Below are 11,658 nucleotides of genomic sequence, written 5' to 3'. Positions count from 1 at the left end.
TGTCCATCTGCACTCTGGGCACGCGAAAACGCCGTGTATCGCATGCAACTGCCCAGTACGTCTTAAATTCAATACAATGCCAGCATAGAGTAGCCCTGTAGCATCGGGCAACAACGCATGAATTAGGAGTTGTATGGAATTGCAGATTCGCAAATTGTCGAAGACCTACGCGAATGGCGTGGTGGCGCTGGATAACGTGTCGCTGACGATACCGCCCGGGATGTTTGGCTTGCTGGGCCCGAATGGCGCCGGCAAGTCTACCCTGATGCGCACCCTGGCCACCCTGCAGGAATGCGATTCCGGCTCCATCTTCTTCGGCGACTATGACGTGCTCGACGACAAGGACGAGATCCGCCGCATGCTGGGCTACCTGCCGCAAGATTTCGGCCTGTACCCGAAAGTGACGGCCTACGAGCTGCTCGACCACTTCGCCACCTTGAAAGGGCTGTCGCAGCGGGCGCGCCGGCGCGAAGTCGTTGATGGCCTGTTGCAGCAAACCAACCTGTTCGACGTGCGCCACCAGCGCCTGGGCAGCTTTTCCGGTGGCATGCGCCAGCGCTTCGGCATTGCGCAGGCCCTGCTGGGCGACCCGAAACTGATCATCGTCGACGAGCCGACGGCCGGCCTCGACCCGCAGGAGCGGGTTCGCTTCCACAACTTGCTATCCGACATAGGCGAAGACAAGACGGTGATCCTGTCGACCCACATCGTGTCCGACGTGGCCGACCTGTGCGCCAACATGGCCATCATCAACAAGGGCCATTTGCTGCTGTGCGGCAAGACCCAGGAGCTGATCGACGAAGTCAGCTGCAAGATCTGGGCGCGTTTTGTCGAGAAGAAGGAGCTGGCCAGCTTCCAGCAGCGCCATGCCGTCATTTCCACGCGCTTGCTGTCGGGCCGCACCTTGATTCACGTCTACAGCGACGATGATCCGGGCGACGGCTTCGAGGAAGCCATCGGCGACCTGGAAGACCTGTATTTCGCCACCATTGCCGGGCGCCACCGCGTCGCCCCGCAGTGCGACTGAGGGGCCAGCCATGTTTGCCATCGCCCGCTTTGAAGCGCGACAGCGGCTCAAGCTGCTGTCCACCTGGGTGTATTTCGTCATGTTTTTGGCGCTGGCCATGCTGTGGATGGCCGCCGCCGGCGGCGTCCTCAAGGAAGCGAGCATCAGTTTCGGCGGCAAGTTCCTGATCAACGCACCGCGCTCGCTGGCGTTCACGTGCAGCCTGCTGGGCTGCTTCGGCGCCGTGGTGGTGGCCGCCATGATGGGCCGCTCGGTGCAGCAGGATTTCGAGTACGGCATGCAGCACTTCTTCTTCAGCGCGCCGATCAAAAAATACCAGTATGTATTTGGCCGCTTCCTCGGCGCCTACCTGGTGCTGGCGGTGGTGTTTTCCAGCATCGTGATCGGTGCCTGGCTGGGCGCCTGGCTGCCCGGCATCGACCCGGAACGGCTGGGGCCGCAACGCGCGCTGGCCTACCTGATGCCGTATGTGTTTACCCTGCTGCCGAACCTGTTCATCTTTGGCGCCATCTTCTTCGTCATCGCCGCCCTGACGCGGCGCATGCTGCCCGTGTACATCAGCTCGGTAGTCATGCTGATCGGCTACCTGGTGGCGCCCTCGCTGGCGCGCGACCTCGACTACAAGACCCTGGCCGCCCTGATCGACCCCTTCGGCACGACGGCGCTGATACGCCTGACGGAATACTGGCCAAACGCGGAGCGCAACACGCGCCTGGTGACGTTAGAGGGCGTGTACCTGCTGAACCGCGCCATCTGGTCGGGCTTCGCCCTGGTGGCCTTGTTACTCGGTTACTGGCGCTTCCAGTTCCACGCCACGACGGACGCGGGCGCCAGCAAGCGCCGCAGCGAGGGTGACGTGCCGCTGCGCCTGTCGAACGCCTCGCTGTCCACGCAAGAAGCGCCGGACTTCGCGCAGCGCAGCCTGGCCGCCCTGCTCGTCAAGATGAGCTGGCTGAACCTGCGCGAAACCATCAAGAACATCTATTTTGTCGTCATCGTGCTGGCCGGCGTGCTGACCATGTATGGCGGCGCGCTCGACATGGGTTCCATGTATGGCACGAATACCTATCCGGTAACGGAAAAGGTGCTGGACATGGTCAGCGCATCGTTCGCCCTGTTCATGCTGATCATTACCACCTTCTACGCGGGCGAACTGGTATGGCGCGAGCGCGAGGCGGGCACGCACTTGATGCTCGACGCCCTACCCGTGCCGAACTGGCTGCCCCTGCTGTCGAAACTGTTTGCGCTGATCGGCCTGCAGGCACTGCTGAGCCTGGTCATCATGCTATGCGGTATGTCGATCCAGGTCTTCAAGGGCTATTACCGCCTCGACCCCGGCCTGTACGTGGAATCGCTGTTCCTGTCGCACCTGCCGCATTACGCGCTGATCGCCGTGCTGGCCATCTTTTTGCAGGTATTGATCAATCACAAGTACCTGGCATATTTCGCCATGATTCTGTACCACATCGCCAGCATCAGCTTTTCCTCGCTGGGCCTGGGCGACCCGCTGCTGCTGTACGGCGACACACCGGACTTCGTGTATTCGGCCATGAACGGCGCCGGCCACTATGTGTTGCGCGAGCGCTGGTACTTGCTGTACTGGAGCGGCGCGGCCGTCATGCTGACGGTACTGTCCTTGCTGTTCTGGCCGCGCGGCGCGCAGGACAGCTGGCGCATCCGCCTGCGCCTGGCGCGCCACGGCCTGACGCAAGGCGTGCTGGCCAGTTTTGCCGGCGGCGCCCTGATCTTCGTCGGCGCCGGCGCCGTGCTGTTCTACGTCTTCCACGTGGCCAACTATTACAAATCCGACTACGCCCGCGATGCGGACCGCGCCAGTATCGAGCGCCAGTACCGCAAGTTTGCCGCCACGCCACAGCCGAGAATCACCGACGTGAAACTCGACGTGGCCATCTACCCGGCGCAGCGCACCCTGGCCGTCACGGGCCGCTATGTGCTGCAAAACAAGACCAGTCTGCCGATCAGCCACATTTTTGTGCAGCAAGACCCCACGTCCACCATACGGCTGCGTTTCGATGCGCGTGTGCATCCCGGCCTCGATGACGGCATGCTGGGCTTTTACAGCTACCGCCTGGCCGCGCCGCTGGCGCCGGGCGCCAGCCTGGGCCTCGATTTCGACATTTCCTATGCGCCACGCGGCATCTTCGGCCTGGGCCAGGACACGCCCGTGGTGGCCAACGGCACCTTCTTCACGAATGCCGTGCTACCGCATATCGGCTACCAGCCGCAGCTGGAATTGACGGACCCGCGCGACCGCAAGAAACACGGCTTGCCCGCGCGCGAACGGGCCTTGCCGCGCGACGATGCACGGGGGCTGGCCGACAATTACGTCAGCAACGACGCCGACCGCATCAACTTTGACGCCACCGTCAGCACCGTCGACGGCCAGACGGCCATCGCGCCGGGCATGCTCGACAACGACTGGATCGCCAAGGGCCGCCATTACTTCCATTACACGATGGAGCAGCCGATCCTGAATTTCTACGCGTTCCAGTCGGCCCGCTACGCCGTCAGGCACGAGCGCTGGCAAGACGTGGCCATCGACGTGTATTACCATCCTGGCCATGAATACAATCTCGATCGTTTCGTGCGCGGCAGCAAGGAAGCACTCGAGTACTACACGAAAAACTTCGGCCCCTACCAGCACAAGGTCTTGCGCATCGTCGAGTTCCCCCGCTACGCCACCTTTGCGCAATCGTTCCCGAATACGATTCCGTACTCGGAAGGCCTGGGCTTCATCGCCAAGGTGGACGACAAGAATCCGAAAGACATCGACTATCCGTTCTACATCACCGCGCATGAAGTGGCGCACCAGTGGTGGGCGCATCAATTGGTCGGCGGCAACACACGGGGCGCCACCGTGCTCAGCGAAACCCTGGCCGAATATTCGGCCCTGATGGTGATGAAGAAAACCGTGGGGCCGGCCAAGATGCGCCGCTTCCTGCGCTATGACTTGAATCAATACCTGATGGGTCGCAGCGAAGAACGCAAGAAGGAACTGCCGCTGGCCGAGAATGAAAACCAGGCCTACATCCATTACCACAAGGGCAGCCTGGCCATGTACTTGCTGCAAGACATCATCGGCGAAGACAAGGTCAACGGCGTGCTGCGCGAGCTGCTCAAGACCCATGGCCAGAAAGGCCCGCCGTACGCCAGCGTGACGGCGCTGATTACCGGCTTGCGCCAAGTCACGCCGCCCGAGCAGGCATACTTGATCGACGATCTGTTCGAGAAAATCGTGCTGTTCGACAACCGCGCCCTGTCGGCCACGGCCACGAAACGCAGCGATGGCAAATACGTCGTCACCCTCAAGGTGCAGGCGAGCAAATTGACGGCAGGTGAACAGGGAGAGGAACACGACGCGCCCCTGCACGACTGGATCGAGATCGGCGTCGACGACGCGAATGGCCATCCGCTGCTGCGCGAACGCCTGCGCATGACGGCGCGTGAAGCGAACTACACCGTCATCCTCAGCAGCCGACCAGGCAAGGCGGGGATCGATCCAGACAACAAGCTGATCGACCGCAAGCCCGATGACAATATGGTCACCGTCGAGCTCGAAGAACCGTGACAAAAAATGGCCGCCCTGAACAGGCGGCCATTTTTCTCTGCATCCACGTCAGGCCCAGCTATCAGGCTGCGGCGGAGCGCGTCACCAGACTCAGGCTGATGCCCATTTCCGTCAGATGCTGCATGTCGGTCAGGGTCAGGTCCAGCGGCGCGTCGACCGTGTCGTCGCCATTCAACTCCAGTTGCAACTCGGCCACGATGCGCGGCATGGTGAATGTGACGCCGCGCGAGCGGCATTCGGCCAGGTAGCTGCGTATGCGTGAGGGCAACACTTGCGCTTTGGACGCCTGCGCGATCAGTACGTCGAAGCCGGAATCGAGATGCACGCGGCCAGCGCCCTTCGCCTCGCCCTTGCGCCATTGCCGTTCCGGATCGGTGGGCAAGACTTCGAGGATAGATTTGAGCGTGGGGTCGTCCCCATGCACCGACAGCTTCACCATATTCATATTACAAGACTTTCTAGTCAGGACGCCGCCAGGACGACGATGCGATCATCAGACCGACAAGTCTACGCAGGGAAGACAAATATGTCCATACGGCAATATTTATTATCGCCCTCTAATTTGTGCCACATCAACAACAGGCGGAACAAGCTTGTTCCGCCTGCAACACACAATTACAGCGCCACGGCGCGTGCCTGCAAGGCTGCCCGCACGCCGGCGCCGTAAGCCGGGTCGGCCTGGTCGAAGTGCGCCAGCTGACGCTGCAAGGTGTCCGCGCGCACCTGGCTCAAAGGACCGGCAAGGTTGTCGAACAGGTTCTGTTTCGCCTGGACAGACATCAGACGGAACAAATTGCCGGCCTGCGTGTAATCGTCTTCCGCAGCGCGCCCATCGTAGCGCGCCGCGCCGCCATCGAGTGCCAGCGCCCCCTCGCCATGGCCCAGGCCTTGCGGCTGCGTGCCTGCCGCCGCCACGTTCGCGTAGTTCTGCGCCGCGCCGTCATTGCGGATGGCCATGCTGCCGTCGCGCTGCTGGTTATGGAAGGGGCAGCGGGCCGCATTCACGGGCAGATGCTGGTGGTTGGTGCCGACGCGGTACAGCTGGGCGTCGTGGTAGGCGAACAGCCGACCTTGCAGCATCTTGTCCGGAGAGTATCCCATGCCCGGCACGGCGTTGGCCGGCGAAAAGGCTGCCTGCTCGACTTCCGCGTGGTAATTGGCCGGGTTGCGGTTCAGCTCGAAAATACCCACCGGTAACAGCGGGAAGTCCGCGTGCGGCCACACTTTCGTCAGGTCGAACGGGTTCCAGCCCGTGCGCTGCTCCCATGCATCGAGTTGCTCCTGCGTCGCCACCTGCAGCTTGACTTCCCACTGAGGAAAATCACCGCGCTCGATGGCGCCGAACAGGTCGCGCTGGGCGTAATCGGGATCGGCACCTGCCAGGCGGCCCGCTTCCGCCGCCGGCAGATTCCTGATGCCCTGGCGCGTCTTGAAATGCCATTTCACGTACACGCGCTGGCCATCGGCATTGATCAGGCTATACGCGTGGCTGCCGAAGCCGTCCATGTGGCGGTAACCGTCCGGCGTGCCGCGGTCCGAGAACAGCATGGTGACCTGGTGCAGGCTTTCCGGTGCATGGCTCCAGAAGTCGAACATCATTTCGGCCGATTTCAAATTGCTTTGCGGATCGCGCTTTTGCGTGTGGACAAAGTCGGGGAACTTGATCGGGTCCTTGATGAAGAACATGGGCGTGTTGTTGCCGACCAAATCCCAATTGCCTTCTTCCGTATAGAAGCGTACGGCGAAGCCGCGCGGGTCGCGTTCCGTATCAGCACTGCCGCGTTCGCCACCAACGGTGGAAAAGCGCGCGAAGGTCGCCGTCTGCTTGCCCACTTCGGCAAACAATCTGGCCTTGGTATAACGCGAGATATCGTGCGTGACGGTAAAAGTGCCGTAGGCACCCGAGCCTTTTGCGTGCACCACGCGCTCGGGAATGCGCTCACGGTTGAAATGCTGGAGTTTTTCGATCAGGTGGAAGTCTTGCAGCAGCAGCGGGCCGCGGGGACCGGCGCTGAGGGAATTCTGGTTATCGGCGACGGGGATGCCCGAGGCGGTACTGAATGGCGGCTGTTGGCGCATGGCTGCTTTTCCTTCGTTGTTGACCAATAGAAGCAGTGTAACGAGGTCAACAACAAAGGAAAAGATAATTGATTTTATCGAATCGATAGTTATTTACAATGAACAACCGTGGGCGTCGCATACGCCGCCCAGTTGCGCCTGCAACTTCGCCGGCTGCCCCAAAAAGCTTCCGATATCGATCACGGACAACTTGCCGCTGCCGTCGTCGAGCACGAATGTGGGAAAGCCCTGCCCGCCCACCTGCGCCAGCAAGGCGCGGCTGGCATCGATATGCTGCTGCGTGGCGACGCCGGCCTGCCGCGCATATTCCGTTTGGAATGCAGCACCATCCATGCCCAGCTCTTGCGCCAGCGCCAGCAGCACCGGCAGGTCGGCGATGCGCATGCCGTCCACGTAATGAGCGCGCTGCACGCGCTGCAGCATGTCCAGCCCTTTGCCGGCCAGCATGTCAGCCGCCAGGATGGCCGTGATCGGCGGCTCGGAATCCATCATGGCCATGGTGTCATTCAGCAAGCCATTCACGTAGGCGTCGCCGAAGGGCTGGCCAGACAATTGCTCGATGCGCCGGTCATGCGGCAGCACATAGCCGCGCCATTCGGGCGTGATCTGGCGGCGATTGCTGCCCGTCATCATGCCGCCGCCGTGCAACGCCAGCGCCAGGCCCGGCACGGCGCGCGCCGCCTCGACCAGCGGCGCGGCGCCGTAGCACCAGCCGCACAGGGGATCAAAAATGTAGTGCAATGTAGGGTTGGCCATGTTGGCTCCTTGATTCTTGAATTCGTTGCATTCAACCCCGCGCGGCCCGTGCAGGCCCCGCGCGGCAGTTTTTACCACCTAACCACCCACTTACCACTTCATCTCGCCCTTGGCCACCTTGGCGCTGGTTTCCAGCGCACCATCGAGGCCCAGCTTCGGATAGCGCATTTTCATCGTCTCGATCAGGGCGGCCGAATTGGCGGCCTTGGCCGTTTCCGCTTCAAACGTCACCAGGTAGTCGCGCGTAAAGCCGATGCTGTCGGGCGTCAGGCTGGAGCCCACCTTGAAGTGGCCCGGCACGACGGTGACGGGTTTCAGCGCGGCAATGTCATCAAGCGTCTTGAGCCAGTCCTGGCGCGATTGCGCGCTTTGCGTATCGGCTGTCCACACGTGCAAGTTGCCAAACAGCACCACGCCACCGACGACAGCTTTGATCGATGGAATCCACACGTAGGTGCGCGATGGCGTCGGGCCGGCGATGTCCAGCGACTGGCCTTCCAGGGCGATGCGCTTGCCCGTCAACGCTTCGGGAATGACGATGCTGTGCGGCGCATTGTCTTTCAGGATCGGTCCCCAGTAGGCGACCTTGGCATCGGCCTTGCGACGGATTTCCGCAACCGTTTCCAAAGTGGCAACTATTTTCGCCTGCGGGAACGCTGCCTTGATCACGTCGAGGCCAAAGTAAAAATCGGGATCGCTGTGGCTGATGTACACCGTCGTCAGTTTCTTGCCGCTGGCGCGGATTTTTTCCACCAGCTTTTGCGCTTCGGCGCGCGAAAACTGTGCATCGATCAGCACGGCATCATGCTTGCCCGCGACCAGCACGGAAGCGACGGGGAAGATGGCCGCTTCGCCCGGGTTGAACACGTCCAGGGTCAAGGGGGCGCTGGCGGCAGCCGAGGCGGCGCCGGCGGCAAACAGGGTGGAAACAAGAACGCTGCTGATGGATTTGGAGAACATGCTGTGCCTTCACAAAATGATGGGGATGCATGCATCTTACGTTGCTTAATCCGGTAGAAAAACCGAATAAAATGCAATAGTTTGTTGCTTGATTCGACGCAATCGTCGATTCCATCGAAAGCTGGCAAACACGGCACCGTGCACTCTTCCACCGGGGAGGTGCGCTGAAACAACACGGCAGCGCACGCGCATCAACATATCAAATGTGCCACAGGGTCACAGGGTCATGATGGCGTCACATTAGATTGTTATCTTGCTAGCTCTTTCAAACCTAGCCGGATGAACCACATGACACGCAGAAAAATTTCCGTCGCTGGCTGCAGCGTCGCCATCACCCTGATGCTGGCCGCCTGCGGCAGCGACGCCAAAAAAGAAGAGATAGTGGCTGAAGCGCCGCCGAAAAACGTCATCTTCTTCCTCGGCGATGGCATGGGCCTGACCACCATGACGGCCGCGCGCATCTATTCGGTAGGCGAAGACGGTGCGCTGACCATGGACACGCTGCCGGAAACGGCCTTCGTCAAGACCTTCTCGAACGATGCGCAAGTCACCGACAGCGCGCCATCGATGGCCGCCTACATGACGGGCGTTAAGATGAACAATGAAGTCATTTCCATGTCGGCCAACACGCTCGCCATCGATCCGGGCAAGGATGCCAACGGCAACAAGCTGGTCAACAAATGCGGCACCGGCAACGGCACCCCCGCCACCACTTTGCTGGAACTGGCCAAAGCCAAGGGCTACGCGGCCGGCGTCGTCAGCACGGCGCGCGTGACGCACGCCACGCCGGCGGCCACCTACTCGCACATCTGCCACCGCGACCTGGAAAACGATATCGCTGCGGCCCTCGTGCCAGGCGGTACCGGCTACAACAGCGCCCTGGGCACCACCGGCCTGGAAGTGGTGCTCGGTGGCGGCGCGCAATTCTTCAAGCCGTTCAAGGACGGCGGCAAGCGTTCCGACGACCGCGATCTGGTGGCCGAGCTGAAAGCGAAGAGCTACACCGTCGCCAACAACGCCACCGACTTCAAGGCCGTCGATGCGGCCAAGACGGAGCGCCTGTTCGGCGTGTTCACCTCCAGCCACATGAGCTACGACCTGGACCGCGATGCGGCCAAGGAACCTAGCCTGGCGGAAATGACTACCAAAGCCATGGATGTATTGGCCAAGAACAAGAAGGGTTATTTCCTGATGGTCGAAGGCGGCCGCATCGACCATGCGCTGCACGAAACCACGGCCAAGAAGGCCCTGCAAGACACCGTCGCTTTTGACAACGCCATCAAGGCCGCCATCGAGAAAGCCAAGCTTACCGACCCGACCCTGGCCAATACCCTGATCGTCGTCACGGCCGACCATGACCACACCCTGGTGCTGAACGGCTACGCCAAGCGCACCGGCAAGACGGCTGCCGGCAACGCTGGCGTGCTGGGCGTGGTGAAGAACTACGTCACCGGCGCGGTCGAGAAAGACCTGGACGGCGCACCGTACTCGATCATCGGCTTCGGCAATGGCGAAAAGCGCACGCAATCGAGCCGCGCCGCCATGGCCAGCCTCGATGAAACCGTCACCAGCGCCAATGATTACCATCAGGAAGCGGTGATCCGCACCGCGGTCGGCAATGAAACCCACGGCGGCACCGACGTCTTCCTGGGCGCCATCGGCAAGGGCTCGGAAACCTTCCTGGGCACCATCGACAACACCACAGTATTCGGCCTGGTCAAGACCGCCGGCGGTCTGTAATCACCAAGAGACAAGAATTGGACAAGCACATGAAATTCACCTTGAAACCCGTTGCATCGAAACCCGCCACACTGAAATCGGCCCTGAAACTCTCCTTGCTGACCACGCTCGTGGCCGCCAGCGTCGCCAGCGCCTACGCCGCCGACGCCAAGAACGTCATCTTCTTCCTCGGCGACGGCATGGGTCCTTCCGTCGTGACTGCAGCGCGCATCTTCAAGTACAAGGAAGAGGGCAGCCTGAACATGGACAAGCTGGAACGCACGGCGCGCATCAAGACGTTCTCGAACGATGCGCAAACGACAGACAGCGCCCCATCGATGGCCGCCTACATGACCGGCGTCAAGATGAACAATGAAGTCATCTCGATGGCGCAAGACACCATCGCCAAGGAACCCGGCCGCGACGCCAACGGCAACCTGGGCGTGGACAACTGCCCGGCCGGCGGCAAGAGCGTGCCCACCATCCTGGAACTGGCGAAGGCCAAGGGCAAGGCCGTGGGCGCCATCACCACCACGGAACTGACGCATGCCACGCCGGCGACCACCTTCTCGCACATCTGCAATCGCAATGCGCAGTACGCCATCGCCGCGCAAACGGCGCCAGGCGGCAACGGCTACAACACGGCCCTGGGCGACGGCGTGGACGTGCTGATGGGTGGCGGACGCAACCACTTCACGCCATGGTCCGCCAGCAACAAGGGCGGCCGTGCCGACGGCCGCAACCTGCTGGCCGAATTCGCGGCCAAGGGCTACACCGTGGCCGCCAACAAGGCGGAAATGGCAGCCGCACCGAGCGGCAAGAAATTCATCGGCTTGTACAGCGCGAAGAGCCACCTGGAATATGAACTGGACCGCACCGCCACGCCACCGCTGGGCGAAGGCGCGACCCAGCCTAGCCTGTCGGAAATGACGCTGAAAGCCATCGACCTGCTGTCGAAAAACAACGCTGGCTACTTCCTGATGGTCGAAGGCGGGCGTATCGACCACGCCTTGCACGGCATCAACGCCAAGCGCGCGCTGACGGACACCATCGCCTTCGACGACGCCATCAAGGCGGCCATCGACAAGGTCAGGGAAACCGATCCGAAGCTGGAAAACACCCTGATCGTCGTCACGGCCGACCACGACCACACGCTGGCGTTCAACGGCTACGGCAAGCGCGGCAACCCTATCCTCGACATCAACCGCGGCTACAAGGATAACCAGCCAAGCAAGGATGAAGACGGCAATACCTACACCACCCTGGTGTTCGGCAACGGCCCGAACCGCCCTGACCTGCGCACCAACGTCGACAGCGCCACGGCCCTGGCCGACAACTACAAGCAAGAAACAGGCGTGCGCCTGGCCAGCGAAACCCACGGCGGCGGCGACGTCAAGCTGCTGGCCACGGGTGCCGGCGCCAAGGCATTCAAGGGCACGCTGGACAACACCAAGGTATTTGACTTGCTGAAGGCGGCATTCGGCTTCTGATCTGCATCAACACGGTAACCCCACCGGGGCGGATGGCA

The 11,658-nt window shown here is 61.6% G+C and carries 8 protein-coding genes; 4 read left to right on the top strand and 4 right to left on the bottom strand.

The features are described 5' to 3' along the window. Window positions 1–133: 133 nt before the first annotated feature. Together ACP7DE_RS25065 and ACP7DE_RS25060 are read left to right on the top strand one after the other, a co-directional pair. Window positions 134–1,027: an ABC transporter ATP-binding protein gene (locus ACP7DE_RS25065; RefSeq protein ID WP_035824559.1), complete on the top strand. Its 894-nt coding sequence runs from the start codon at window positions 134–136 to the stop codon at window positions 1,025–1,027. Between the two features lie 10 nt (window positions 1,028–1,037). Continuing rightward, entirely contained in the window at window positions 1,038–4,616 is a 3,579-nt protein-coding gene (locus tag ACP7DE_RS25060; RefSeq protein WP_426074640.1) for an ABC transporter permease/M1 family aminopeptidase, read from the top strand. 61 nt (window positions 4,617–4,677) lie between these two features. On the opposite strand, the gene ACP7DE_RS25055 is transcribed toward ACP7DE_RS25060, so the two are convergent. The 4 genes from ACP7DE_RS25055 to ACP7DE_RS25040 form a co-directional block, all read right to left on the bottom strand. Next, a complete protein-coding gene (locus tag ACP7DE_RS25055; protein ID WP_426074639.1) occupies window positions 4,678–5,061 on the bottom strand; it encodes a hypothetical protein in 384 nt (127 codons plus the stop codon). Window positions 5,062–5,231: 170 nt separating this feature from the next. Continuing rightward, the gene (locus ACP7DE_RS25050; protein ID WP_426074638.1) at window positions 5,232–6,695 is read right to left on the bottom strand and encodes a catalase; all 1,464 of its coding nucleotides are present in this window, start codon (window positions 6,693–6,695) and stop codon (window positions 5,232–5,234) included. Window positions 6,696–6,788: 93 nt separating this feature from the next. Next, window positions 6,789–7,451 carry a DsbA family protein gene (locus ACP7DE_RS25045; protein ID WP_426074637.1) on the bottom strand — a complete coding sequence of 221 codons (663 nt, stop codon included), beginning with the start codon at window positions 7,449–7,451 and terminating at the stop codon, window positions 6,789–6,791. Between the two features lie 90 nt (window positions 7,452–7,541). Beyond that, window positions 7,542–8,411: an MBL fold metallo-hydrolase gene (locus tag ACP7DE_RS25040; RefSeq protein ID WP_426074636.1), complete on the bottom strand. Its 870-nt coding sequence runs from the start codon at window positions 8,409–8,411 to the stop codon at window positions 7,542–7,544. 288 nt (window positions 8,412–8,699) lie between these two features. Between ACP7DE_RS25040 and ACP7DE_RS25035 the strand changes: the two genes are divergently transcribed. Both ACP7DE_RS25035 and ACP7DE_RS25030 read left to right on the top strand, forming a co-directional pair. Continuing rightward, on the top strand, window positions 8,700–10,151 hold the full coding sequence (locus ACP7DE_RS25035) for an alkaline phosphatase (protein ID WP_426074635.1): 1,452 nt from the start codon (window positions 8,700–8,702) through the stop codon (window positions 10,149–10,151). A gap of 29 nt (window positions 10,152–10,180) precedes the next feature. Next, entirely contained in the window at window positions 10,181–11,620 is a 1,440-nt protein-coding gene (locus ACP7DE_RS25030; RefSeq protein WP_426074634.1) for an alkaline phosphatase, read from the top strand. Window positions 11,621–11,658: the final 38 nt, after the last annotated feature.

The organism is Janthinobacterium sp. DSP2-3-3 (assembly GCF_049897325.1).
In the GTDB taxonomy this organism is placed as follows: domain Bacteria; phylum Pseudomonadota; class Gammaproteobacteria; order Burkholderiales; family Burkholderiaceae_D; genus Janthinobacterium.
The sequence above is the reverse complement of the archived record's forward strand: the minus strand, read 5'-3'. Positions and strand labels throughout refer to the sequence as shown.

What these genes read in the sequence shown, in the direction of transcription:
- ACP7DE_RS25055 (WP_426074639.1), bottom strand. Translation starts at nt 5,061, where the DNA reads ATGAATATGGTGAAGCTGTCGGTGCATGGGGACGACCCCACGCTCAAA.
- ACP7DE_RS25050 (WP_426074638.1), bottom strand. Translation starts at nt 6,695, where the DNA reads ATGCGCCAACAGCCGCCATTCAGTACCGCCTCGGGCATCCCCGTCGCC.
- ACP7DE_RS25040 (WP_426074636.1), bottom strand. Translation starts at nt 8,411, where the DNA reads ATGTTCTCCAAATCCATCAGCAGCGTTCTTGTTTCCACCCTGTTTGCC.
- ACP7DE_RS25030 (WP_426074634.1), top strand. Translation starts at nt 10,181, where the DNA reads ATGAAATTCACCTTGAAACCCGTTGCATCGAAACCCGCCACACTGAAA.
- ACP7DE_RS25035 (WP_426074635.1), top strand. Translation starts at nt 8,700, where the DNA reads ATGACACGCAGAAAAATTTCCGTCGCTGGCTGCAGCGTCGCCATCACC.
- ACP7DE_RS25060 (WP_426074640.1), top strand. Translation starts at nt 1,038, where the DNA reads ATGTTTGCCATCGCCCGCTTTGAAGCGCGACAGCGGCTCAAGCTGCTG.
- ACP7DE_RS25065 (WP_035824559.1), top strand. Translation starts at nt 134, where the DNA reads ATGGAATTGCAGATTCGCAAATTGTCGAAGACCTACGCGAATGGCGTG.
- ACP7DE_RS25045 (WP_426074637.1), bottom strand. Translation starts at nt 7,451, where the DNA reads ATGGCCAACCCTACATTGCACTACATTTTTGATCCCCTGTGCGGCTGG.